The 22962-nt window shown below is 63.8% G+C and carries 25 protein-coding genes; 15 read left to right on the plus strand and 10 right to left on the minus strand.

The annotated features are described in order from the left end of the window. Positions 1–183: 183 nt before the first annotated feature. From FR699_RS02220 to FR699_RS02235, 4 genes are all read left to right on the plus strand, one after another. Positions 184–717 (plus strand): hypothetical protein, encoded by a 534-nt coding sequence (locus FR699_RS02220; RefSeq protein ID WP_154551983.1) that lies wholly within the window; start codon positions 184–186, stop codon positions 715–717. 65 nt (positions 718–782) lie between these two features. Continuing rightward, on the plus strand, positions 783–1406 hold the full coding sequence (gfcR, locus tag FR699_RS02225; RefSeq protein ID WP_158853693.1) for a transcriptional regulator GfcR: 624 nt from the start codon (positions 783–785) through the stop codon (positions 1404–1406). A 123-nt stretch (positions 1407–1529) separates the two neighbouring features. After that, positions 1530–2711: a redox-regulated ATPase YchF gene (locus tag FR699_RS02230; protein WP_154551981.1), complete on the plus strand. Its 1182-nt coding sequence runs from the start codon at positions 1530–1532 to the stop codon at positions 2709–2711. 12 nt (positions 2712–2723) lie between these two features. Next, positions 2724–3110, plus strand: coding sequence for a histone acetyltransferase (locus tag FR699_RS02235; RefSeq protein ID WP_158853695.1), 387 nt, complete (start codon positions 2724–2726; stop codon positions 3108–3110). 33 nt (positions 3111–3143) lie between these two features. On the opposite strand, the gene FR699_RS02240 is transcribed toward FR699_RS02235, so the two are convergent. From FR699_RS02240 to FR699_RS02250, 3 genes are all read right to left on the minus strand, one after another. After that, positions 3144–4265: a pyridoxal phosphate-dependent aminotransferase gene (locus FR699_RS02240; protein WP_154551979.1), complete on the minus strand. Its 1122-nt coding sequence runs from the start codon at positions 4263–4265 to the stop codon at positions 3144–3146. A gap of 89 nt (positions 4266–4354) precedes the next feature. Next, the gene (locus tag FR699_RS02245) at positions 4355–5359 is read right to left on the minus strand and encodes a hypothetical protein (protein WP_158853697.1); all 1005 of its coding nucleotides are present in this window, start codon (positions 5357–5359) and stop codon (positions 4355–4357) included. A gap of 122 nt (positions 5360–5481) precedes the next feature. Next, entirely contained in the window at positions 5482–6120 is a 639-nt protein-coding gene (locus tag FR699_RS02250) for a helix-turn-helix domain-containing protein (protein WP_158853699.1), read from the minus strand. Positions 6121–6283: 163 nt separating this feature from the next. Here FR699_RS02250 and FR699_RS02255 point away from each other — a divergent pair, with 163 nt between their 5' ends. The 4 genes from FR699_RS02255 to FR699_RS02270 all read left to right on the plus strand — a co-directional run bounded on the left by FR699_RS02255 (position 6284) and on the right by FR699_RS02270 (position 10264). Continuing rightward, the gene (locus FR699_RS02255) at positions 6284–7408 is read left to right on the plus strand and encodes a citrate/2-methylcitrate synthase (RefSeq protein WP_154551976.1); all 1125 of its coding nucleotides are present in this window, start codon (positions 6284–6286) and stop codon (positions 7406–7408) included. A gap of 89 nt (positions 7409–7497) precedes the next feature. Further along, positions 7498–7893, plus strand: a complete 396-nt coding sequence (locus FR699_RS02260) for a YlbF family regulator (protein WP_154551975.1) — start codon at positions 7498–7500, stop codon at positions 7891–7893. A 300-nt stretch (positions 7894–8193) separates the two neighbouring features. Further along, positions 8194–9297: a hypothetical protein gene (locus FR699_RS02265; RefSeq protein WP_158853701.1), complete on the plus strand. Its 1104-nt coding sequence runs from the start codon at positions 8194–8196 to the stop codon at positions 9295–9297. Between the two features lie 67 nt (positions 9298–9364). After that, on the plus strand, positions 9365–10264 hold the full coding sequence (locus FR699_RS02270) for a hypothetical protein (RefSeq protein WP_158853703.1): 900 nt from the start codon (positions 9365–9367) through the stop codon (positions 10262–10264). A gap of 1 nt (position 10265) precedes the next feature. Here FR699_RS02270 and FR699_RS02275 read toward each other — a convergent pair whose 3' ends face one another. Continuing rightward, the gene (locus FR699_RS02275; RefSeq protein WP_154551972.1) at positions 10266–10613 is read right to left on the minus strand and encodes a helix-turn-helix domain-containing protein; all 348 of its coding nucleotides are present in this window, start codon (positions 10611–10613) and stop codon (positions 10266–10268) included. A gap of 110 nt (positions 10614–10723) precedes the next feature. Here FR699_RS02275 and FR699_RS02280 point away from each other — a divergent pair, with 110 nt between their 5' ends. Further along, positions 10724–11362 carry a helix-turn-helix domain-containing protein gene (locus FR699_RS02280; RefSeq protein ID WP_158853705.1) on the plus strand — a complete coding sequence of 213 codons (639 nt, stop codon included), beginning with the start codon at positions 10724–10726 and terminating at the stop codon, positions 11360–11362. A gap of 25 nt (positions 11363–11387) precedes the next feature. Here FR699_RS02280 and FR699_RS02285 read toward each other — a convergent pair whose 3' ends face one another. Genes FR699_RS02285 through FR699_RS02300 form a run of 4 tightly spaced genes read right to left on the minus strand, consistent with a single transcriptional unit; the run spans position 11388 to position 15019 of the window. Further along, positions 11388–11903 carry a hypothetical protein gene (locus FR699_RS02285; RefSeq protein ID WP_158853707.1) on the minus strand — a complete coding sequence of 172 codons (516 nt, stop codon included), beginning with the start codon at positions 11901–11903 and terminating at the stop codon, positions 11388–11390. 41 nt (positions 11904–11944) lie between these two features. Further along, a complete protein-coding gene (locus tag FR699_RS02290) occupies positions 11945–13630 on the minus strand; it encodes a b(o/a)3-type cytochrome-c oxidase subunit 1 (RefSeq protein WP_154551969.1) in 1686 nt (561 codons plus the stop codon). Then, positions 13631–14152 (minus strand): cytochrome c oxidase subunit II, encoded by a 522-nt coding sequence (locus tag FR699_RS02295; RefSeq protein ID WP_154551968.1) that lies wholly within the window; start codon positions 14150–14152, stop codon positions 13631–13633. Positions 14153–14164: 12 nt separating this feature from the next. Beyond that, entirely contained in the window at positions 14165–15019 is an 855-nt protein-coding gene (locus FR699_RS02300) for a halocyanin domain-containing protein (RefSeq protein ID WP_154551967.1), read from the minus strand. A 219-nt stretch (positions 15020–15238) separates the two neighbouring features. On the opposite strand from FR699_RS02300, the gene FR699_RS02305 reads away from it, so the two are divergent. The 3 genes from FR699_RS02305 to FR699_RS02315 all read left to right on the plus strand — a co-directional run bounded on the left by FR699_RS02305 (position 15239) and on the right by FR699_RS02315 (position 18583). Next, positions 15239–15421 (plus strand): hypothetical protein, encoded by a 183-nt coding sequence (locus FR699_RS02305; RefSeq protein WP_158853709.1) that lies wholly within the window; start codon positions 15239–15241, stop codon positions 15419–15421. 70 nt (positions 15422–15491) lie between these two features. Further along, positions 15492–16253: a sulfite exporter TauE/SafE family protein gene (locus FR699_RS02310; protein ID WP_154551965.1), complete on the plus strand. Its 762-nt coding sequence runs from the start codon at positions 15492–15494 to the stop codon at positions 16251–16253. A 2-nt stretch (positions 16254–16255) separates the two neighbouring features. Continuing rightward, positions 16256–18583: a cation-translocating P-type ATPase gene (locus tag FR699_RS02315; protein ID WP_158853711.1), complete on the plus strand. Its 2328-nt coding sequence runs from the start codon at positions 16256–16258 to the stop codon at positions 18581–18583. Here FR699_RS02315 and FR699_RS02320 read toward each other — a convergent pair whose 3' ends face one another. Then, complete coding sequence (locus FR699_RS02320; RefSeq protein ID WP_158853714.1) at positions 18584–19018, minus strand: universal stress protein; 435 nt, start codon at positions 19016–19018, stop codon at positions 18584–18586. A 98-nt stretch (positions 19019–19116) separates the two neighbouring features. Here FR699_RS02320 and FR699_RS02325 point away from each other — a divergent pair, with 98 nt between their 5' ends. After that, a complete protein-coding gene (locus FR699_RS02325) occupies positions 19117–20250 on the plus strand; it encodes a TrmB family transcriptional regulator (protein ID WP_154551962.1) in 1134 nt (377 codons plus the stop codon). Positions 20251–20325: 75 nt separating this feature from the next. On the opposite strand, the gene FR699_RS02330 is transcribed toward FR699_RS02325, so the two are convergent. Beyond that, the gene (locus tag FR699_RS02330) at positions 20326–20745 is read right to left on the minus strand and encodes a universal stress protein (RefSeq protein ID WP_154551961.1); all 420 of its coding nucleotides are present in this window, start codon (positions 20743–20745) and stop codon (positions 20326–20328) included. Between the two features lie 108 nt (positions 20746–20853). On the opposite strand from FR699_RS02330, the gene FR699_RS02335 reads away from it, so the two are divergent. After that, the gene (locus FR699_RS02335) at positions 20854–22005 is read left to right on the plus strand and encodes an inorganic phosphate transporter (RefSeq protein WP_154551960.1); all 1152 of its coding nucleotides are present in this window, start codon (positions 20854–20856) and stop codon (positions 22003–22005) included. Positions 22006–22103: 98 nt separating this feature from the next. Beyond that, positions 22104–22919 (plus strand): inositol monophosphatase, encoded by an 816-nt coding sequence (locus tag FR699_RS02340; protein WP_199268271.1) that lies wholly within the window; start codon positions 22104–22106, stop codon positions 22917–22919. The last annotated feature ends 43 nt before the right edge of the window (positions 22920–22962 follow it).

Consider the following 22962-nt stretch of genomic DNA (forward strand, 5'->3'; position numbering starts at 1 on the left):
TGCACATTCTTCGACCGGAGGGGCGTGAAAACGCCGGATTTCGAAAGCGGGGTGTGATACCGACTGTCGATTATTGTACTGATATTTCTACCTGTGGCCGGGGTTCGTGGCCCACCGCATCGACTGGCCTCGAAGCTCGCCTCGTCACTCGGATCTTTAAGGCTCGCTTTCGAAATACGGCTGATGAGTGACCAATCAGTGGATCCCGCGCCCCGGGAACTGGTGGCCGAACTCCTCGGCACGCTCCAGGAGCTACAGCGGACGGTCGGGGCCGGGTCACAGCACCGTCGTGGCCTCGACCGCCTGCGACGATTTACGACCGAGGTGACGATCCCGGCGACGATTCTGGTCCTCCAGACGAACATCAAGCTACTCCAATTGCTACAGCGAGCGCTCGAACTGGCCGACGATACTGACCGACCGGTCGAGGAGTCGACGGCCCCGGCAGTTGGCCGGTCCGTCGTCGATCGAATCGACGAGGCTCTTTCGGAGGTCCAGTCCAGAATCGATACCGAATCAGCCGACGAACGGACGACCGAACTGCTCTCGGACGCCCAGCGGCTCAACCGACGGCTCGAAGAGCAACTGCCCGAAAAGGCCCAAGACGACGCGGTGGCCGTCGACGTCGACGCGGAACTGGCCTCCCTCAAAGCGCAGTACGACGCCGGTCCCACAGACGGGCCAGACACCGACGAGCGAAACGGCGACGGCGAGTGATGGCCGCTGAGAGCGGGGTGGGCGAAATCAATCGTTTTCCGTTTCAGGCTCGATAGTTCCTGTCGATGAAGTCACTGGACGATCTCATCGACGGTGCCAAGGAACTCACTGGACTGGGCCTCTCGAAAGGCGAAATCGCGGACGAGTTGAACGTTTCCCGGGAGACTGCAAGCTGGCTGGTCGAGCAGACCGACGGTGGCGACGCCGCCGACAGCACTACCGAGAAACCCCACGACATCCACGTCGACTGGAGTGCAGTGGGCCGAGACAGCCAACGACTGTCCTACGTCGGTCGCGCGATGGCGGATCTCCTCTCGAAAGAAGGCGAAGCGGTCGACTTGACGATCGGGATCGGCAAATCTGGCGGACCGCTGGCGACGACCGTCGCGCGCGATCTCGAAACGGACCTGAGCGTCTATACGCCGAGCAAGCACCGCTGGGACGACGACGAACAGGAGGATGTTGGGTCGTTCTCGCGGAACTTCGCGTCGATCCGTGATCGGGACTGCTATATCGTCGACGACAACATCGACACGGGCAAGACGATGACAGAGACCATCCAGGTTGTCCGTGAACGCGGTGGTAATCCAGTCGCCGGTGTCGTTCTCACGGATAAACACGGCGACGATACGGTCGAAGGCGTGCCGATCTACTCGCTCATTCAGATCGTCCAGATGACCGACGCTTGAACGGTCGGCGACGCCATTCGTCGTTCATTGCCAACAGCTACGGCCGGGCATTCGGTGTCTCGTCTGAAGCGCTCATCAGAGCTAACCGAAAGTGGGAAACTGTTCGCTTCGGTATGGCGGAGCATGCTCTCACTCGCGCTTGCCGGCAAGCCAAACGCCGGCAAGTCCACCTTCTATCGCGCGGCGACGATGGCTGACGTCGACGTCGCTAACTACCCGTTTACGACGATCGACGCGAATCGCGGAGTGAGCCACGTCCGCACCGACTGTCCGTGTCTCGACCGCGAGCAGCGCTGTGACAGCGATCATTGTCACGACGGGAAACGGTACGTTCCCGTCGAGTTGCTCGATGTCGCCGGGTTAGTCCCAGGTGCCCACGAGGGGCGAGGACTGGGTAACCAGTTCCTCGACGAGTTGACCGACGCCGACGCGATCTTGCACGTCGTCGACGCGGCCGGGGCGACCGACGAAGAAGGCGAACCGGTCGGGGTCGGCGAACACGATCCCGTCGAGGATCTGGATTTCATCGAAGAAGAGATGGACCTCTGGCTGGCGAGCGTCGTCGAACGCAACTGGGAGACCGTCGAGCGCCAGTCCCGCTCGCCGGATTTCGATCTCGACGAGGCACTGACGGAGTTTCTGACGGGCGTGGGCGCGACGGAACTCGACGTCGCCCGGACGCTCCGGAGTGTGGAGTATCCCGCGGACCCGATCGCCTGGACCGACGATCACCGCGAGGCTCTGGCCCGGGAGATTCGCGAGCGGACCAAACCCATCGTCGTCGTCGCGAACAAGGCCGACGCCGCCAGCTCCGAGAACGTCCAGCGGCTCAAAGAGCGCAACGAGGCGACGATCCCGTCGACGGCCGATGGCGAACTCGCCCTCCGTCGGGCGAGCGAGGCAGACGCCCTCGCGTACGACCCGGGCGACGAGGATTTCGAGATCCACGGGGAGGTCAGCGACGACCAACGGCAGGGACTCGAACAGATCCGCGAGGTAATGGCCGATCACGGTGGGACGGGCGTCCAGACCGCACTGGACGAGGCGGCATACGACGTCCTCGATCACATCACTGTCTACCCGGTCCAAGACGAAACCCACTGGACCGACGGCCAGGGGAACATGCTACCCGACGCGTTCCTCCTCCCAGACGGATCGACGCCGCTGGATCTGGCCTACGCCGTCCACTCGGACATCGGTGACGGGTACCTCCACGCCGTCGACGCCCGCGAGAACAGACGGATCGCCGAGGACACGGAACTCGAAGAGGGAGACGTCATCAAGATCGTCTCGACAGCGAACTGACCGGCGAACACAATGACAGCAGATACCGTTCCAGTCGAGGCCCTCCGACCGACCCAGTGTTACCTCAACGCCTCAAAAGTAGCAGCTGTCACCGATCGAATCGAGGGGGCCGTCTTCGAACCAGGTCCGCTCCCCGTCTACGAGTTCGACGGGGACTGGTACTTGACGGACGGACACACCCGGGCGTTCGTCGCGTTTCTCACCGGTTGCGATCGGATATCGGTCGTCGCGGACGAGGATCTCGAATCAGAGTACGATCTTTCGGTCTACCGGGCGTGCATCGAATGGTGTGCACAGGAGGGCATCGAGCGCGTCCCGGATCTGGCCGGCCGCGTCGTCGGACCGGAGACGTTCCAGACCGAGTGGATCGACCGCTGTCAGGCCATCGCGGACGGCTAGGTGGGCGCCAGCGATCTGCTCGGCGACGAGTAGTCACGCCACGGCGTTGCTCGCCTCGTGCATGACCTCGATCGCTTCTTTCAACTGCTCGAGGTCGGTCGCATAGGAGATCCGGGCGTACCCGTCACCCCCGTCGCCGAAGGCGTCGCCGGGGACGACCACGACGCCGCGGTCGATCACTTCCTCGACCCAGCCCTCGGGAACCGACGGCATCGCGTAGAACGCGCCACGTGGCTTTGGGGTTTCCAGGCCCATATCTTCGAGGCCGTCAAGCAACACGTCCCGGCGCTGCTGGAAGGCCGCGACCATCTCGGTGACGCGGTCCTGTGGCCCTGTGAGGGCGGCTTCGGCGGCGAACTGGGCGGGTGCGCTGGCGCAGGCCTGGCTGTACTGGTGGACGCGCAACATGCGCTCGATGCGCTCCTCGCTGCCGGTGACCCAGCCCAGTCGCCACCCGGTCATCGAGTAGGTTTTCGAGCAGGCGTTGACCACGACAACGTTGTCGCCGTCGGTGAACTCGGCCGGCGAGCGGTGTTCGCCCTCGAAGACGATGTGTTCGTACACCTCGTCGGAAATACAGAGCACATCGTGTTCGTCGGCGATGCGGGCGAACTCGCGCATGTCTTCTGGTGACTGAACTGCACCTGTCGGGTTGGCGGGACTGTTGACGACGAACGCCGCGGTGTCGTCGGTGAGTGCGGCCTCGACGGCGGCGGGATCGAGTGTCAGATCGTCCCGAAGGCCGATCGGTTTGGGCGTCCCGCCGGCGAGATGGGTCAACGCTTCGTAGGAGACAAAGCCCGGGTCAGGGTAGAGGACTTCCTCGCCTGCGTCGACGTGTGCCTCCAGGGCGAGATGCAGCGCTTCGCTGCCGCCAGACGTGGCGACTATGTGCTCGGGGTCGACCGCGAGGTCGTTGTCGCGGGCGTGCTTGTGGGCGATCGCTTCCCGCAACTCGCGCGTTCCCTTGTTCGAGGTGTAGGCATCAGCGTCGCCCGCTCGGATGGCCTCGACGGCTGCCTCGCGGGCGTGTTCCGGGGCCGGAAAGTCCGGCTGGCCGAGGCCTAAATTGATCGCGTCCTCGCCGGCCGCTTCGAAGACCTCGCGGATACCCGAGATCGACACTTGCTCGACGCGCTGTGAAAACCCAGTCATACTCGCTTGGCGGTTCGCGGGGGCGATAATCCTTGCTATGGCCCGCGGCTGGGCCGCACCGAGACGAGACTGCGATCACGCGAGCCGGCCTACGACGATGACTCGTTGTGGGCGGTCGGTTGGGTCTCGCCAGGACAGGCCATCAGTGTCGAGACCGTCGTCTTTTCGAGATGTCCGTCTGCATCGACCTCCACTTGCGTTGTGGAGACGTTACAGTCAAAGTCTGCGGCGGTAAGGCGGATCGTCTCCGTGGTGCCGGTTTCGAGCACGCGCACGCCGATATCGTAGGTCCCACTCTCGGTGAGGGTCAGTCGACTCTCCCCGTCAGGCTCGATCGTGTAGATACCATCGAGCTGGGGGGCCGTCTCGGAGGCGAGTATCACTCGGACCGTCCAGGCCTCGCCGGTCGGATTCCCTACCACGACGTTGTGGGCCGCGTCTCCACCCGCTGCTGGCGGGTCTTCATCGCCGAACGTCTTCGAGACGGTGCTCTCGGCTGGGACGGCTTCCGTGATCACTCCCGGACAGGCCATGCGTGTCGACAGACTCGTCGACTCGAAGGTCCCCTCGGCCGTGAACGCGATCGAGGTGCGGGTGACGTTGCAGGTGAACTGGGATGGTTCGATCGACAGCGACTCGGTTGCGTCTGCCTCCAGTCCCGTCGCCTGGACAGTGTACGTATCCAGATCGGTCAGCGCTATCGAGACCGTGGCCGACGGTTCGAGTACGTACTGGCCGTCGAAGGATGCCGTCTCGGTTCCCTGAACGGACAGCGAGACTGGTTGTGCTTCGTCGGTCTGGTTCGTCAGTGCGACCCGATGGGGCCTGCGAAGTCCTTCCTCTGTGAGCGAGCCGTCTCCGAGCACCTGGTCGCTCGAGCCACCGCGCTCGATACGAGTCCGTTCGTCTCCGGGCGTGCTCGTGTCCGTGGGGGTTGATTCGCCGGCACCGCTCGTGGTCCGTTGGCTGTCTTCATCGCCCTTAGAGCCGCTGGTCGCCGTCGAGGGCTTGCCTGACTGTGCCTTTGAGTTACAGCCCGCGACCGCCGTTGTGATGCCGACGCCAACCGTCGTGAGGAACGTTCTACGCCTCATACACTCACACACGGGGTAGATAAGTAAGGCACTGTGCCAGATTCAAAGACGCCTTTGAGTCCCGGGAAATCACGCGTGAGTGGCGACGAACACGCCTCCAGACGCTCCCGCTATCAGGACGGTCAAGCGTGCTCTCTGGCCGGCCGGTATCGGTGCCAGTACCACCGAACGGCGACCACCGCGATCAACACCAGCCCAGCCCCAAGAAGCACGCCGCCCGGCCCAGTGAGAAATTGCACAATCGATTCCTGGAGGGTCGGGTCCGCTGGTTGGGCGCCGATCGGCGCGACTCGCCGAGCCGGAGCGAACGGTCCGGATCGTGCCCATTGCAGATGGACGATCACGCTTACAGCCCCCAGGATACCGATTCCGCCGACAGTCCGCCCCAACGCGCGTTTCAGTGAGGGCGTGGTCGTCTCGGCACCGGCATAGAGGACGAGACCGCCGTTGGTCGGTCCGTAGACGTCCATCTCGCGACCCTGGGCCGAGTACCACGTATCGACGACTTCCACGAGGTCGGCGTCTTCGAGTCGTTCGAGATGATAGCTGACGTTCTGGACCGACGAGTCGAGTGCGGTCGCGATCTCGGATGTGGGACGGGGCTCGTCGTACAGGACATCGAGGATCCGCCGTGCGGTCATCGACGAGATCGCCGCGAGGATCTCGTCGGCTTGCTCCTCTGTGAGACCGAGAAGTTCCGGATCGAGATCCCGGTCTGCAGACGGGTCCGTCCCGGACTTCAACGGCAGCAGCGACGTCATACGTTCCCATTCTCGTCGCACAGTAAAACACATCGGGACACTCAAACGGGCCTTTTAGTCCCTAGTTTGTGCCTGGACGCGTCGTGAGGCGACACGAATCGCCAGTCGCTTTTCCGTCCCGAGTCGCCCACTGTTTTACCCGCTGAGCCAGTAGCCACGTTCGATGACTGACGACGAGGTCCACGAGGGGTTGGCGGACGTGACCGTCGCCCAGACGCGGTTGAGCGACATCGACGGCGAGGCCGGCCAGCTGTGGATCGCGGGCTATCCCGTCGCCGAGTTGGCAGCCAAGGCCACCTACCCCGAGACGGTGTTCCTGTTGTTGCACGATCGGCTACCCGATGCTGAGGAGCTCGAAGCGTTCGAGGATCGGCTCTGCTCGTATCGGACGCTTCCCGAACCGTGTCACGACGCCGTCGTGGCGGCCGCCCAGCGCGGCGCTGGGCCGATGGCCGCCCTCCGGATGGGGGCGGCGACTGCGACCGCTGTCGAACCGAACGATCCCGAGGCCGATGCGCTCCGGTTGATCGCCCGGCTCCCGACGATCACAGCCACCTACTGGCGTGTCCTCTCGGGCAAGGAACCGATCGAACCGCGCCTCGACCTCTCTCACGCGGCGAACTACCTCTATATGCTGACGGGCGAGGAGCCGACCGACGCTGCCGTTTCCGGGCTAGAGACGTACCTGACGACAGTTGTCGACCACGGTTTCAACGCCTCGACGTTTACCGCCCGGACGATCGTCTCGACTGAATCGGAACTCGTTTCGGCGATCACGGGTGCGATCGGTGCGCTTCGGGGTGATCTCCACGGCGGTGCGCCCGATCTTGTCTTGGAGATGCTCGAAGACCTCGAAGCGACCGACGACGTGCGGGCCGAACTCCAACGCCGTCTGGAACGTGGTGACCGCCTGATGGGCTTTGGCCACCGGGTCTACGAGGCGCGCGATCCGCGTGCCGCCGTGCTTGAAGACGCTGCGGCGGCGTTCTACGCGGGTGAGGATGACTTCTTCGCGGCGGCAAAGGAGATCGAGGGCGTCGCGACCGAGCTCCTGACCGAGTATCGGCCCGCGCTCGATCTCGAAACGAACGTCGAATTTTACACTGCTGTCCTCCTCCATGGGGTCGGCATCCCGCCGGAGTTGTTCACGCCGACGTTCGCGATCTCGCGGGTCGCCGGCTGGACGGCCCACTGTCTCGAACAGCGCGAGAACAATCGATTGATCCGCCCCCGAAGCACGTTCGTCGGCGACCGCGGGCGTGCGTGGACGCCGATCGACGAGCGGTGACCTGCACGGCCCCGATCTGACGCCCCGGACAACCGGCTGAACCTGCTTCATTCGGACTGGTTTTACTCGTCGTGGCCAAATCGGTCGGTATGAGTGTCGACACTGACAGTGGCGAGACAGCGATCGAGACGGTCGACCGACTCGCAAGCGAGTTGGGTGAGGCGATCGCCGATCTCCCGGAACACGAGGAGTTCCGGCAGGCAAAGGCTGCCGTCGAAGCCGACGAGGACGTCCAAGAACAGATTGCTACTTTCGAACGCAAACGCGAGGACTTCCAGCGCGCCAAACAACGTGGCGAGGCCACCGAACTCGATCGCCGCGAACTCGAAGCCGCCCATCAGGAACTGCAATCACTCCCGGTAATGGAAACGTACCTCCAGGCCCAAAGCGCCCTGGAACGACGCCTCGGGCGTGTCGACACGGCGATCTCGGCGGAGCTTGCGGTCGACTTCGGCGAGAAGGCCGGTGGCTGCTGTCAGCACTAACCTGACGCCGTCTCCGGAGGCCGATCTCGGCGACGGGCTGCTCTCGGTCGGACTCTCCGGCGATATCGACGTCGTGGCTCGCATAGCAACTGGGGAAGGCAGGCGTGAGATACTGCCTCCGGGCTGTCAGGACACGCGCGAGACCACACAGCCGATCCGACAGTGCTGGCCCGTCACTTTCGGTCGTTCCCGCACCCACAGCGGCTCGCCGTCGTCGAAATCGGTGTCCACATCGACTTGCACTGAACCCGGGGGCCGCCGGAAGTAACTTTAATACCGTTCGTTCACCGACGTATGTCCATGAGCAACACGCAGACATACGAGCCGGTGAACGTCTCCGCGGACGGCATCACCGTCGTCAAGCGCTTCGAGGCCGACGAGTTCCCGGTGCCTGCGATCGCGTTCAACATCACGTCCCAGCGGACCGAACCGGTGACGGTCACGCTCACTGACGAGGTGCCGGGCGACGTTACCGTCGAAGATCTCGGCTTTCACCCGGAATACGGCAGCGAACACTGGACGATCGACGAGGACACGATCAGCTTCGAGCGGGAGATCGATGCGGATTCGGAGTACACGACCGTCTATGGAATTCGCGCGACGGGGACCGACGACGTCGAGAAATTCTTGACCGAGCCGACGATCGAATCCGTCGATCCGCCCATGGAAGCCGAAGAGGATCTGGTCGAGGACGCGAGTAGTGACGTGGTTCGGGATGTCATCGCTGGCGAGAGCGACAGTGTTCCCGGGTTGGATGACGCTGACGACGAGGAGATCGAAACACTCGACCTGGCCGACCCCAACACCGATCGAGCGGGCAGTGAGGGTGCTGAAAGCGATGGAGACGGCACGATCGATGGCGTCCAGCCGGGCTCGGTCGCCAAGACTCTCGCCGCGGAAATCCGCCAAGACGCCGTCGACGACGCTACCTTGGCGGTACTCGAAGACGAACTCGACCTTGGTGGAGCGGGTGGCTCTGCGGGTAATACCAGCGGGGCCGTCGACGCGCGGATCCAGCAGCTCCAGAACGACGTCAGTGATCTCACCGCCTACACGTCTGCACTCGAGGAGTTCCTCGACGAGAACGGGCAAGGCGAAGAACTGATCGCGGATTTCCGTGACCGTCTCGAATCGTTCGAGGGCAATCTTTCCAGCGTCCAGAACGAACTCGAAGCCATCGAGGGCGAAGTCGGCTCGGTCCAGGAGACTGTCTCCTCTCACAGTGAGACTGTCGACGATCTCGAATCGACGGTCGCTGACCTCGAGAGCGAGATCGAAGCTGTCTCCGAGCAGGTCGGCGATACCGGCGAGATCGACGACCGGCTCGAAGATATCGAAGCGACGATCCAGGATCTCGAAGCCTGGCGCGAACAGCTCTCGTCGGTTATCGGCGGCGCGGAGTGACTGGAGCGGCCGTGGTGGCTGTTTTGTAATCGAGTTCGTTTTACGCACGAGCCGCGAGTACCACGCAATGACAGTCGTGCGGATCGCCGTGCCCCGGAAAGGTCGGCCACTCGAAGCCGTCTTAGAGCGGATCGCGGCGAGGGCCAACCGGACGGCCCTCGCTGATGACATCGTCTCGACGCTTCGCTACGAAAAAGCCATCGCGAAAGGCGAGCAAGAAGCCGACCGCTCCGTCTACGAACGCCTGGCTCGCTACAGTGAGACGGCTGACCCGACCCACCCCGAATACACGCTCTTGCGTGACGATCGGGAGTCGATGCCCCGCCGGATCGTCTTCGATAGCGTGACGATCCCGACCGAGACCGTCGATCTGCACCTCGTGGGTCGGGAAGAACCGTTCCGAGCGTTGCGGAAACACGAGTTTGCCCTGGGGTTCGACAGTGCGGATCTCGTCTTAGAGGAGGTCGTGGGACTGAACCCGGATCCGCTGGCCGAGCTCTCGACAGTCAACGAACGTATCGATCCACGCGACACTGACGTGCGTCTCCAGGCTGGACTGGGCGATACAGTGTATCACACACTGCTCGCGACACCGGACACTGCGAACACGATCGACCGACCGCTCGATCGATCGTTCGTCGACGCCTACGAAGGCGACCTCTGTGTCTCCCCCCGGTACGAACGCTTAGTCGAGGCCGTGTTGGGGACGACTGCAACTGAAAACGTTACGTTTCGACATCCCGACTGCGGCCAGACCGAGGAAGCGGCGATCGCGGCGACCGGACTGGGTGTCTACCTCACTGTCTCGGGGTCGACGGCCCGCGAGAACGGGCTCGTCGTGGGCCAACAGCTGTTCCCGAGTGAAACTGTCTTCCTCGAGAACGTCGCCGAACGGACGGCTGTGACTGACCGAGCCGCTACCGTCTTAGACGAGGTCGGTGTCGAGACGTCACTTCCCACGCAGTGAGCTAGACTCCCTCGCCTTCACAGTCGACGGCGACGCCGTTGTCCCCGAGATCGACGTGGATCTCTTCGATCCCGGCCGTATATTGCTGTGGGTGCTTGCCATCGTCTCTGACCCGCGTGCGTGGTTCCAAGAGTCCGGCATCGGTCAGCGTATCGACCTTCCGGTAGACGGTCGAAATCGGGATCTCACAGGCGTCTGCGATCTCCTGTGCTGTCAGTGGTTCCGTGCCGACGACCCGTAGGATGGCTCGACAGTCGCTGTCTTCGAGCGCACCGAACAAGGCCTCGACGGGTGGCCGATCCTCGCCCCGGGCGTTCGCGGCCGGCGGCCGGCTCGATTGGGCTGTCATTGCCCGTAGGTGTGGCTCCCGAATAACAGACAGTGACCCACAATATTGAGGGTCTTTTATTACAAATTCCGGTACTCTTTAGGAGTCGCCGTTGGCACGTCCTGTCACTGATGGGAGCCGGTGTCCGGGCTGCACTCCGCGTCGAGGCGAGCGAGCACTGCCCGGTGGCACGTGCCTCGGCGACGACCGGCGCAGTGATCGAAACCGTCGATCGTATCCGCTCGCCGGACGGTCGCTTGGTCGCGGAGTTTACGTCGAGCGAACCGCCGGCGACACTGCCCGATGCGTTTCAGATAGTCTTCGAGTCCGGGTCCCGTCGTGTCTATCGTGCTGGACACGATCCAGCGTCAGCCTGTCCGTCTACCGTTCTGGACCGACACGACTGCCCGCCCCACGACCTCGTTGCACGCGATGGGTGGTTACAACTGGTTTTTCACGCCCGCTCGACGGATCGCGTCCAGTCGATCGTGACGGCGCTTCGAGACACCTTCGAGCGCGTCGAGATCCTTCGCCTGGTCCGTTCTCATCTCGACGTTACCGAGGAGGATTTCGTCGTCGTCGACCGGGCGGCGCTGACTGACCGCCAGCGGGAGTGTCTCCGGACAGCGTGCCGGATGGGCTACTTCGAGTACCCGCGGAACGCAAACGCGAGTGAAGTGGCCGCAGAGCTGGATATTTCGGCGGCGACGTTCGTGGAACACCTCGCTGGGGCCCAAGGACGGCTGTTTCAATCGATTCTCGACCCCTAACGTGGGTCGCGGTGGGGGTGTGGCGCTATCGCTGGACGGGAAAGCCACCGATTTGGACGGTTCCATCGGCGGTGGTCGTCTCGTTTCCGTATCGGGTTCTGGTCACGGTAAGCGACTGCGGTGTCTCCCCAGTCGGGAGCGACCACTGTACGAACACCGTCGTCGATCCGGCCGGCGCGATCTCGCCGCTCTCGGCGACGGTCGCCCCTACTGTCCCGTCGCCGGTCGTGAGTGGCCCGACACTGACGGCGACCGACTGGTTGCCACTGTTTCGGACTGCGACCTCTAGGGTGAACAACCAGGCGTCGCCGGTCGCCTGAATCGAGCCGTTTTCGATCGTCGCCGTCACGTTTTCTCCTCCGAAGTCCGTCAGGAGATCGTCGCCAACCGAGAGCGTCTCGGGGGCCGGCGTCTCCGTCCCGGCCGTGTCTTCACTCCCGAGGTGTTGATTGAAGAGACTGAGGAAGGTTGCACCCTCGATTACGAGCGGAATCCCGATCGCGACGACGAGCAGCACTTTCACGAGCGTCGCACGTTCCATCGGGTCGAGATTCACTTGCCGGCTACTTGGATGTGGCCCCGTCAGACGGGGAAGCCGGGACTGCCCGGATTCAAGATACCGTCACCGATCATGCTCGCGAGCGGTGGCCCGTAGGCGATCAGGATGAGGACGATCGCGATGGCCGTCCACAGGCGGAGATTATCCAGTACGCGCGGGGAGTGTTCGGGACCGGAGAGGGGGGCCGGAAGGTGGCTGTTGACCGATAGCGTCCCGCGGCCGCGCTCGGCGAGCCAGGTTCCCGTCATGACGACGAGGAACAGCCCGAGCCCGAGTAACAGCAACACACTCCCGAGCGCGATCTGGAGTTGCATCTCGCCCATGCCACCGAGTACTTCGGGGAACGTCGCGTCGACGACGTTGTACTCCGGCTCGGCCGTCCGTCGCGGCACACCGGCCAGTCCGGCACGGTGCATCGCGTTCGACATCAGCGTCATGCCGACGAACCAGACGTACGGCTGGACGATCGCAAGATTGCGATGTTGGAGTCGCTTGCCCGTGATCTGGGGCACCAGCCAGTAGGAGACGGCCATGAACGTCAACGCTGCTGCGGTCCCGACGGTGAGGTGGAAGTGGCCCGGCACCCACAGCGTGTTGTGGATGAGGTAGTTGATGTTCATGCCGGCGTTGATCATCCCGGAGAACCCACCGGCGGCGAACATGATGCCTGCGAGGGCGCTGCCGGCGAAAGCAGGGTTATCCCAGGGCAGATCCCACAGCCAGGAGAGATACCCCGTCCCGCCGCGTTGGCGAGCGCCGTGTTCCATGCTCGCGACGACCGTGAAGGCGGTTAGCAGACTCGGCAACAGCAAGAACATCGTGTTCGTCATCGCGATGAACTTGAAGCCCTCGGGGATGCCGGGATCGAGATACTGGTGGTGGAACCCGACGGGCGTCGAGAGGATGACGAACAGGACGAAGACGATCCGGGCCAGGGCGTCGCTGACGAGGCGACCGCCGGCCAACTTGGGCAAGATCGTATACCAGATGAAGTACGCTGGCATGAGCCAGAAGTAGACGACTGGGTGGCCGAAGTACCAGAACAGCGTCCGCGTCAGCAGCGGATCGACCTCGCTGATCAGGCCAAGCGACCACGGGATCAGGAAGACGACGACCTCGACGGCGACGCCGACCGTCGAGACGTACCACATGATCATCGTCGTCAGGACCATGAACGTCTGTAGGGGGATGCGCTCGTCGGGATTGTCTTTCCGCCAGGCCCAGAAGGTCCGGAACCAGTCGAACCCGGCGATCCAGGAGCCGACGATCAACAACGCCGCGCCGATATAGAAGACCGGACTGGCCTGCAGCGGCGGGTAGAACGTAAAGAGAACGTCCGCACTGAGCGGCAGTTCCGGGAAGAACCCGCCGACGATCGCGACCGCCGCCAGAACCGTCCCGACGAGCATCGTCCCGAACCACGCCCACGTGAGTCGTGGGTTCGGTAGTGACCGTTCTAAGCTGCTGGTGACGCCCCAGGTGAACAGCCCGGCGATGAAGAACGTCGTAAAGACCAGTGCCAACAGGACGCCGTGGCCAGTCAGGACCGTATAGTAGTCCGTCGAGTTGATCAGGCCACGGAAGACGCCGGTCCGGTGGAGGGCCTGGATCAGGCCGAACAGGCCACCGATCGCCAGCGCGGTAAAGGCCACGCCGAAGTTTGCGCGCACTACTTGCGCTGCGTCAGGATAGTCGTCGACGAATGCCATTCAGGCTCCCTCCGTGCTGTTGTATGCCGACTGGGGGAGGACTTCGAGCCGGCCTTCCATCGTGTGATGGCCGCCACCGCAGTACTCGTTACAGACGATGCCATACGAACCAGGTTCCTCGAAGTTGACGGTCAACTCGGCGACTTGGCCGGGAATGACCATCGTATTGACGTTCGTCCCGGCGATGTTGAACCCGTGGGTCACGTCGGTCGCCGTCACGTAGAAGGTGACCGTCGAGCCGGCCGGTAGTTCGATCGGTTGGCTGGTGCCGGGCACGAACTGGAACTGCTGGGCCTTCACGTAGACCTCGTACTCGTTCGGTCCCGTCTTGGTGACGCCCGGATCGTCGAAGCCAGTCCCCGACGTGCCAGCCTGGACCTCCCCGGCGTCGATGGTCCCGCCGGAGTTGTCGATCATCTTCACGCCCGGTCCCAGAGACCCGTAGGCGACCGTCGAAATGAACCCGATGATCAACAACAGTGCAATCCCGATCCACAGTTTTTCGAAGCGATGGATGTCCATACCTGTGTCCTCCTACCCGATCACCGTCGGGCCACGACCCAGGAACTCCACGAAGTACATGAACACCCACAGCGTGACCACCAGCACCAGGTAGCCGATGACCAGCGAGAGCGTTCCCCAAGGGTCGTACTCCTCGTGTTCGATCTTCCGCTTTGGTTCCTCGACGGGCGCCTCTTCGGCCACGGGCGGCCCATCGTGTTCCGCGACGCGCTGGAGTTGCTTTCGGGTCTCCTCCGATGGCCCGACTGCCTCCTCACTGCCGCGGAATCGGAGGAACGCCGCAAACAGGATCGGCGACGCGACGGCCAGCCCGAAGCTCCCGGCCAGCAACCACCCTTCCTGGCTGAGTTCGAGGCCACCGTCACTACCGCCGCCGTCGCCGCCTGCGCTGGCACCCATGTCGCCGACGACGATCGCCCCCTTCATACCGACGGCGAGGTGGGGGTCACAGTAGTACTTCGAGATGCCCGTCTCCTCGAAGGTCTGTTCGAACGTCGTGCCGGCTTGATCGACTGCCTCTCCGGAGGAGTAGCCGTCGTCGTTCTCGGCGACGACGTTGTGAGCTCCGCCTTTGCCGTTCCACTCCCAGACGACAGTCGTCCCGGGATCGACCCTGACTGCCGCAGGGCCAAAGCCCCAGTTGCTGCCGTTGGCTTGGACGCCGACGGTCACGGTCACCTCGTCTTGCCCGCGCCGGTCGACGATCCCGTCGTAGTTCGAGACATCCGAAAACCAGCCGTCGAAGTCCACGCCCGCCTGCGCCGTGGCGCTGCCAGTTGTCGCCAGGCCGGCGGCGGCCGTGCCGGCGGCCGCTCCAGCGCGGAGTAGGTCCCGTCGAGTTCGCCCGTCCGTCGACGGTCCGCTCACGCTCGATCACCGCCCGTTCGAACGGTCCTGCCCGGTGCTGTCACGGCGGCGGATCGCGTGGCCCACGTCGCCCCAGACGCGACTCGGGAGCGTCCGCGCCGTGAGTGGCGCTGTACCATGCCCACAAGCTTTCCCTTCAGGCCTAAAAAACCAGCCATCTCTTGTAATCCCATGCAATGAGGGGTTGGTTTTTAAGCACTCGAACCCGAAGCGCCGCGCATGGAACTCGACGTTCGGGCGTACCCGTTGCTCGCGTTGCTCGCACTCCTCCCAGGCGTCGCGTTCGCCAGCGGTCGCTCGCTGCTGGCTATCCTCTCGCTGGTCAGCGTCCTGCTGATCGCCGGCTCGCTGTATCTCATGTTCGGCATCCACGAATCCAGGGAGGGCGACTCGACAGCGTGACGCCGCTTGCACGCCCCGCCCCCGTCGCGATAGCGTCTGTCGCGCCACGCTTACCGGCCCCGGGGCGACGATGAGCGCGGTACTTACCGACCCGAGTCTCGCCGTGCTGTTTGCCGTTGGGCTGTTCGGTGGCGCCCACTGTCTGGGGATGTGTGGCCCGCTGGTGACGCTGTACGGCGATCGGATGGCCGGCAAAGAGGCCCGTGGCCCGAGTTTCCACGCCCTCCGCCAGCACGGCCTGTTCAATCTCGGGCGGACGATCAGTTACACCGCGATCGGCGGCCTGCTGGGTGCGCTGGGCGCACTCGCGACCGGTGCCGTTGGCGGACTGCCGGTAGCAACGACGTTGCGTGGTGGGACTGGTGTCTTGGTCGGCGGAGCCATCGTCGTGCTCGGCCTGGGCTACGTCTTTACCGGCACGAGTCCGACCGGCAGGTCGCTGCCGCTGGTCGGCGGCGTCTTTCAGCGCGTGACCGGCGCGCTGACGGCCCGGGTCGATCGCTACGTCGACGGCCCGGGAATCCTCGCTCTCGGTGCTGTCCACGGACTGCTTCCCTGTCCGCTACTGTACCCGGCCTATCTGTACGCGCTGTCGTCCGGGTCGGCCCTGACTGGCGCACTTGCACTCGGCGTGCTCGGGATCGGGACGATTCCGGCGCTGTTCGCCTACGGGACGGCCTTCCAGTCGCTTTCGGTCGCCGCCCGTCGGCGGATCCACCGTGCCCTCGGCGTGGCCTTTGTCGTCCTCGGGACGATTCCACTCGCGAAGGGACTGTCACTGTTTGGCGTTGCCGTTCCCCATCTACCGCTGCCGATGCCGCCTGCCCTCTGAGTATGTCCGGCGCCTGTACACTCTGTGACCTGCCGACGCCCGATCCGCCCGTGACCGACGAGGATGTCCCGGGGACGTTCTGCTGTCAAGGGTGTCTCGAAGTCGCTCGCCAGGTCGAAGACGTCGATGCTACCGATGCGGAAGCCGCCCGCGAGTCAGTCCAGACTGGCGACGTCGAGGCGGCCGACGGCGAGACGGCCTATCTCTCGGTCGAGGGGATGCACTGTGCGACCTGCGAGGCGTTCGTCGAGTCCCAGGCGGTCGGTGACGGCGGCGTCCAGGCGGCCCAGGCCAGCTATCCCGCGAGCACGGTGAAAGTCGTCTACGATCCCGACCGGACCGAACCCGATGCCATCGCCGAAACGATCTCCGGCCTGGGATACGACGCGAGCGAACGCGAGCAGGGCGATCGTGACACAGCGACGATCCAGCAGGGCCGCCTGCTGATCGGCGGCTTCTTCGGCATGATGACGATGGTCTGGTACGTCCTCTTTCTGTACCCGACGTATCTGGGATTCGAGGGCGCAGCCCTGCTGAACGTCGACGGACCGGCCGGGGCCTATCTGTTGGCGAACGTCTGGGTCATGGCTACGATCGTCCTCGGATACACGGGCTTTCCGATCCTCCGGGGGGCGTACGTCAGCCTCCGGGCCGGCTACCCGAACATGGATCTGTTGGTGGCACTGGCGGCCTCGACGGCCTATCTCTACAGTGCGATCGCCTTCTTGCTGGGCCACACCGAGCTGTACTTCGACATCACTGTCGTGGTCGTTGTGGTCGTCTCACTCGGCAACTACTACGAACAGCGGATCAAACGCCGTGCGGCCGCGGGGTTGAGCGAGCTCACCGCCAGGCAAGTCGATCGCGCCCGTCGCCGCGGCCCCGACGGTATCGAAGACGTCAGCGTCGAGGCACTCGCCCCCGACGACGAGGTGATCGTCGAGAGCGGCGAGCGCGTCCCCGTCGACGGCACTGTCGTCGAAGGCAGCGCGGCCGTCGACGAGTCCCTGGTGACCGGCGAGTCTTTGCCCGAGCGGAAAGCGCCCGGCGATTCGGTCATCGGTGGCTCGATGGTGACCGACGGCGGCCTGGTCGTTTCGGTCGCGGCCGAGGCCACGAGCACGTTGGATCGACTCGTCGATCACCTCTGGGCTATTCAGAGTTCCCGGCCTGGCGTCCAGCGACTGGCCGACCGGATCGCCGCCGTGTTCGTCCCAGGCGTCGTCGCACTCGCGATCGCTGCGTTCGTCGTTCACCTCGCACTCGGGGCCGCGCCGACGGCTGCGCTTCTGACGGGACTGGCGGTGTTGATCGTCTCCTGTCCGTGTGCGCTCGGCCTGGCAACGCCGCTTGCGGTCGCCTCGGGAATCCGCGCGGCGCTCGATCGGGGGATCGTCGTCACGGACGGCGCAGCCTTCGAACGCGCGGAGGCGGCTGACGTCGTCGTCTTCGACAAGACGGGGACGCTGACGACGGGTGAGCTTTCGCTGCTGGAGACACCCGATGAGGCCGCCTTGCGGCGAGCCGCGGCGCTCGAACAGTTCGCCGACCACCCCATCGCTTCCGCGATCGTCGACGCGGCGGCCGACCCGCTGCCCGAAGTCAGCGACGTCCAGACTCATCCAGGGCGAGGCGTCTCGGGGACAGTCGACGGCGAGGCCGTTCTCGTCGGTTCTGTCGCACTGTTCGAGGCCCGGGAGGCGTCGATCCCAATGGCGTTGCGCGATCGGGTTGAAGCGGCCCGCGAACGGGGAACGATCCCGGCACTGATCGGCTGGGACGGCCAGGCTCGCGGGTTCGTCGTCGCCGGCGATCAGCCCCGGCCCGGGTGGGAAGCGACCGTCGAGCAACTCGCGACCGATCACGAAATCGTCGTCCTCACCGGCGACAGCGAGCGAGCGGCCGCCCGGTTCCGCGACCACTCCGCGGTCGATTCTGTGTTTGCGGGCGTCCCGCCGGAAGGCAAGGCCGCAACCATTCGGCAGCTTGGGGTCGACCGGACCGTGGCCATGGTGGGCGACGGGAGTAACGACGCGCCCGCACTGGCCGAAGCGGATCTGGGTATCGCGATGGCGACGGGGACCGAACTCGCCGCCGATGCCGCCGACGCCGTGGTGACGTACGACGATCTCTCCCTGGTCCCGGACGTCTTCAGGCTGCTGACTGCTGCGCGTCGCCGTATCAGACAGAATCTCGGGTGGGCGTTTCTCTACAACGCCGTTGCGCTCCCGGTCGCGGTCGCCGGCTTGTTGAATCCCCTCGTGGCTGCGGTGGCGATGGCGACCAGCAGTCTGCTGGTCGTCGCCAACTCCGCGCGGTCGCTGTCTTGATCAGCGAACGACCGTCACCGGGACACTCGACCGCCGCAGGACGCGCTCGGTGACGCTGCCCAAAATGTATCGAGACAGTCCTTGCCGGCCGTGGGTCCCCATCACGATGAGGTGTATGTCGTGTTCCTCGCCGTATTCGACGATACGCGTGGCTGGACGCCCCACCAGGAGCTCGCGTTCGGCGACAGTCAGGCCAGCCCGCTGGGCGGCTTCCTCTGCGTCGTCGAGAATGGCCCGGCCACGGTCGGTCGCTTCCTGTGACCCGTTGTCCCAGTATCCAGGCAGTGACGTCCAATCGAACTCGTAGCTCGCTTCGACGTGATCGAGCACGTAGAGGAGATGGACTGCCGTCTCGGGGTGTTCCCGACCGACGTACTCGAGGGCTCGTTCGGACATCTGGGAGCCGTCGAACGGGATGAGGACCGTCTCGACCATACTACATGTGATAGTGACTCACACATGAACGTTCGGGCATTCCGGTGGCTGGTGGCGACCGGAATAATCATTATCCGTCCAACCGGTCACTATCCCATATGGAACCCGACGAGTTACAGGCGGCCTTGGAGAACGCTGGCCTCACCGCCTATCAGGCCGAGGCGTATCTCACTGTCTTGGATCTCGGTATGACCCCTGCCGTCAAGGTCGCCCAGAACTCATCGATTCCAACGTCACAGATTTACAAGATTCTCCGCGACCTCGAACGCCAAGGGTACGTCGAGACGATCGACCGCGATCAGCTACACGTCCGGCCAACTGAACCCGAAGTCGTGCTCGACCAGCTACGGTCCCAGGGCCGGCGGCTTCAGGATGCAGCGGATGATATCGAGGATCGCTGGGAACGGCCCCACCTCACCGAGCACGGGATGAGCGTCGTCAAACATCAGGAGACGATCATCGAACGGGCCAGAGAAACGTTCGCAGACAGTGAGAGCTTGATCGAAGCCGTGCTGACCGGCAAACAGTTCGAGTCGCTGCTACCGGCCCTTCGAGAAGCCAAGTCTTCGGGTGTCGTCGTCCGCGCCAGTGTCTATGCCGATCCCGAAAGCAAGGCAGCCGTCGAAGAGCTACCTTACGAGGATGCGGTGACGGAACTACGTTGGTCGTACATCCCGGGGCCGTCTCTGGCTGTCGTCGACCGTCGCCACTGCTATTTTGCACCGAACACGCGTGCACCGGAGCAGTACGGCATCATGATCGACGACGACATTCTTTCGTTTATCTTCCACTGGTACTTCTATACGTGCAACTGGTCACTGAACGAACGGGCGTACGTCGACACGGACGAGGGCTGGTCGTTTGTCACCTTAGAGGAGTTCATCCAGGATTTCAGTCTACTGTTCGACGAACCCGTCGATGTCTCGATTGTCGCCACTGGATACGACAACCAGACGCACCAAGTCGAAACCGTCTCTGGCCAGGTCATCGACACCTTCTATCAGGACGATTTCCGGATCGAGGATCCGCCTTCGATCGATCAGCTTGCTTCGGGGCTTACCGTGACCATCGACAACGATGGGACGCCGTACACGATCGGGAGTTGGGGCTCAGTCTTCGAAGATATGGAGGCCTACCGGATTCATATCGACGAGATTTCGCTCGCTCCGCCATCCCAGACCCGACCGTCCAGGCTCAGTGACTTCCTCATCGACGATCCATCCCCCGAGTGACTGTCGGTCGCCACGACTGCCGTCCGTAGCGCGGAGATGGTGCGTCCAAGAGTGGGCTCTCCCAGGCCTGCTTCGTTATCGGACGACAGTCACCGGCACGGGCGAACGGCGAAAGACCTTCTCTGCGACGTTTCCAACGAGTAACCGATCGACGAGCGACCCGCTGTGGGTACCGATCACGACGTGATCGAAGTCCGTGGCGCGATCGACGATCGCTCTTGCTGGGCTCCCCATCCCGATGTCGGTTCGGATCTCGCGACCGTTTTCGGCCCCGATCGCTTTGGCTGTCTCGAGAACGGACTCGGCATGGTCTCTCTTTGCGGTCTCGAGATCGTCGTCGATCGCGAGGCTCATGGCCGCGCCCATCCACGGCGAGGGTTCGCCGACGACGTGGAACGCCGTCACCTCGGCGTCCGGAAAGGCATCGAGGGCGTACCGAAGTGTCTGTGCGGCCATCTCCGAGTCGTCCATGGCAACGAGCAGGCGATCGACCATGTGTCTCGGTACGCGACCAGCCATGATAAGTGATGACACGACTGGCTAGGCGGCCACAGTCTTCACTGACATCATCACATATACGTTGCTGCTGGGCGACGCTGATGTATGATCAGTCTCTTGCTGGCACTTGGGGTTCTCGTTGCGACGTTCGTCGGCTTCAATATCGGTGGTTCTTCGACGGGTGTCGCCTGGGGGCCGGCCGTCGGTGCCGAAGTTGTCAACAAGACGGCTGCGGCCGGGTTGATGACGGTGTTCGTCTTCGTGGGTGGGTGGACGCTGGGCCGGAACGTCATCGATACGCTCGGTGGCGACCTCGTCCCGGGATTCTCCTTGACGGCTGCGACGGTCATCCTCTCGTTCATCGGGCTGGGCATGCTGGTCGCCAACATCTACGGTGTCCCCGTCTCCACGTCGATGACTGCCGTGGGTGCGATCTCCGGGTACGGCTTCGCGACGAATACGCTCGATCGGGCTGCTCTCGGTGGGATCGTCGTCTGGTGGCTTATCGCACCGATCGTCGGGTTCTGGCTGGGCAGTCTCATCGGCCGGTACATCTACCCGTATCTCGAGCAGCGCGTCTCGATTCCCGAGTCCGAGGGACCGCTTCTCACGTATCGCTGGGTGGCGATCGTTCCAATGCCACAACTCGGCCCCGGAACCACGAGCCGTGAACTGTACAGTGCCATTCTCGTGTTGCTCATCGCCTGCTACATGTCTTTCAGTGCCGGCGCGAGCAACGTGGCAAACGCCGTTGCACCGCTGGTCGGCGGCGGAAGTCTCGATATCGGAGTCGCTGTCCTCCTCGGGACCATAGCGATCGGCATTGGGGCCTTTACGATCGCCCGGCGGACGATGGAGTCGGTCGGCAACGACATTACCGACCTGCCGATGCTGGCCGCGATGGTTGTCATGGTCGTTGCCTCGACGATCACGACGTTCCTGTCCTGGATCGGAATCCCGATGAGCCTGGCCATGGCGACGATCATGACGATCGTCGGCCTCGGATGGGGCCGGGCGACGCGGACCGCGACTGTCCCGGAGCTCGTCACGGGCGAGGCAGAGACCAACATCTCCGTCGATACGCTCGCGGCTGAGACCGACGACGGTCCCGCCCCCATCGGCGAGGAAGACCCCGAAGATATCACGACGGCCACCCAGCTGTTCAATCCGGGGACGGTCGTCAGATTCGTCTCGTTTTGGATCCTCGGCCCCAGCATGGCGACGCTCCTGTCGTTTTCGTTTTTCACTGTCTTCTGAGCAATCCGTCCACAGTGGACGGGGCCTGACTCGACGGTCGATCGAGTCCGACCACTGAAGCGACTGGAAGCCATACGGGATCATCCCGAGGCATCGACGTGGGACGAACTGACAATTTGACGGCCGACGCATCGCTCGCAATTGCTCGTGAGGCCACCGAAGCCGGCGCTAAAATCGCCTGTCGATATTTCCGTGCGGGGATCGACAACGAGTTCAAGCGCGACCGGATGGATCCGGTTTCCAAAGCTGATCAGGAGGCTCAAGCGCGGATTATCGACGTGCTCGACGAGCGCGACCCGGCAGCTGCGATCGTCGGCGAAGAGAACGACGCCCGCAAGACCGTTCCCGAGTCGGGGGCGGCCTGGATCATCGATCCGATCGACGGGACGAACAACTTCGTCCGGGGCAATCGACTCTGGAGTGTCTCCCTCGCCCGGACAGTCGATGGCGAACCCGTCGCCGCCGCGACGACGTTGCCAGCCACTGACGATACCTACGCGGCCGGTGGGGGCGTCGTCGAGCGCAACGGCGTCGACCACTCGGTCAGCGACCGGACCGATCCCGCCTCGCTGATCGTCGCGCCTATCTTCGGGCTGAAGCAGCGTGATCGAGACGAGTACGACCACGTGACGAGTTACATCCACCACGAATTGGGTGACTTGCGCCGACTGGGCAGCGGCCAGACCTCGCTTGCCATGGTCGCCTGCGGTGAGATCGACGCCGCGATCTCGACGGTCCACATGACGGCCTGGGATACCGTCGCCGGGGCGCACATGGTTCGGGCTGGCGGTGGCCGAGTCACTGACCTGTCCGGGGATCGCTGGCGACACGACAGCGACTCGTTGATCGCGACCAACGGGGCGGTTCACGAGGACGTAGTGGCTTCCCTTCGGGAACGTCTCGATCGCGAGTGATCGATCGGACCCGCAGATTTCGTTCGTTCCGATCCAGCCGACG

Origin of the sequence: Halorhabdus sp. CUG00001 (genome assembly GCF_009797925.1) — an archaeon.
GTDB lineage: Archaea > Halobacteriota > Halobacteria > Halobacteriales > Haloarculaceae > Halorhabdus.

Excerpts from the sequence above, each read along its gene's own strand:
- FR699_RS02305 (WP_158853709.1), top strand. The coding sequence starts at position 15,239 with ATGGAACTCGACGTTCGGGCGTACCCGTTGCTCGCGTTGCTCGCACTC.
- FR699_RS02255 (WP_154551976.1), top strand. The coding sequence starts at position 6,284 with ATGACTGACGACGAGGTCCACGAGGGGTTGGCGGACGTGACCGTCGCC.
- FR699_RS02320 (WP_158853714.1), bottom strand. The coding sequence starts at position 19,018 with ATGGTCGAGACGGTCCTCATCCCGTTCGACGGCTCCCAGATGTCCGAA.
- FR699_RS02325 (WP_154551962.1), top strand. The coding sequence starts at position 19,117 with ATGGAACCCGACGAGTTACAGGCGGCCTTGGAGAACGCTGGCCTCACC.
- FR699_RS02265 (WP_158853701.1), top strand. The coding sequence starts at position 8,194 with ATGAGCAACACGCAGACATACGAGCCGGTGAACGTCTCCGCGGACGGC.
- FR699_RS02295 (WP_154551968.1), bottom strand. The coding sequence starts at position 14,152 with ATGGACATCCATCGCTTCGAAAAACTGTGGATCGGGATTGCACTGTTG.
- FR699_RS02240 (WP_154551979.1), bottom strand. The coding sequence starts at position 4,265 with ATGACTGGGTTTTCACAGCGCGTCGAGCAAGTGTCGATCTCGGGTATC.
- FR699_RS02235 (WP_158853695.1), top strand. The coding sequence starts at position 2,724 with ATGACAGCAGATACCGTTCCAGTCGAGGCCCTCCGACCGACCCAGTGT.
- FR699_RS02245 (WP_158853697.1), bottom strand. The coding sequence starts at position 5,359 with ATGAGGCGTAGAACGTTCCTCACGACGGTTGGCGTCGGCATCACAACG.
- FR699_RS02330 (WP_154551961.1), bottom strand. The coding sequence starts at position 20,745 with ATGGTCGATCGCCTGCTCGTTGCCATGGACGACTCGGAGATGGCCGCA.
- FR699_RS02315 (WP_158853711.1), top strand. The coding sequence starts at position 16,256 with ATGTCCGGCGCCTGTACACTCTGTGACCTGCCGACGCCCGATCCGCCC.
- FR699_RS02230 (WP_154551981.1), top strand. The coding sequence starts at position 1,530 with ATGCTCTCACTCGCGCTTGCCGGCAAGCCAAACGCCGGCAAGTCCACC.
- FR699_RS02335 (WP_154551960.1), top strand. The coding sequence starts at position 20,854 with ATGATCAGTCTCTTGCTGGCACTTGGGGTTCTCGTTGCGACGTTCGTC.
- FR699_RS02290 (WP_154551969.1), bottom strand. The coding sequence starts at position 13,630 with ATGGCATTCGTCGACGACTATCCTGACGCAGCGCAAGTAGTGCGCGCA.
- gfcR (WP_158853693.1), top strand. The coding sequence starts at position 783 with ATGAAGTCACTGGACGATCTCATCGACGGTGCCAAGGAACTCACTGGA.
- FR699_RS02270 (WP_158853703.1), top strand. The coding sequence starts at position 9,365 with ATGACAGTCGTGCGGATCGCCGTGCCCCGGAAAGGTCGGCCACTCGAA.
- FR699_RS02250 (WP_158853699.1), bottom strand. The coding sequence starts at position 6,120 with ATGACGTCGCTGCTGCCGTTGAAGTCCGGGACGGACCCGTCTGCAGAC.
- FR699_RS02310 (WP_154551965.1), top strand. The coding sequence starts at position 15,492 with ATGAGCGCGGTACTTACCGACCCGAGTCTCGCCGTGCTGTTTGCCGTT.
- FR699_RS02280 (WP_158853705.1), top strand. The coding sequence starts at position 10,724 with ATGGGAGCCGGTGTCCGGGCTGCACTCCGCGTCGAGGCGAGCGAGCAC.
- FR699_RS02260 (WP_154551975.1), top strand. The coding sequence starts at position 7,498 with ATGAGTGTCGACACTGACAGTGGCGAGACAGCGATCGAGACGGTCGAC.
- FR699_RS02220 (WP_154551983.1), top strand. The coding sequence starts at position 184 with ATGAGTGACCAATCAGTGGATCCCGCGCCCCGGGAACTGGTGGCCGAA.
- FR699_RS02275 (WP_154551972.1), bottom strand. The coding sequence starts at position 10,613 with ATGACAGCCCAATCGAGCCGGCCGCCGGCCGCGAACGCCCGGGGCGAG.
- FR699_RS02285 (WP_158853707.1), bottom strand. The coding sequence starts at position 11,903 with ATGGAACGTGCGACGCTCGTGAAAGTGCTGCTCGTCGTCGCGATCGGG.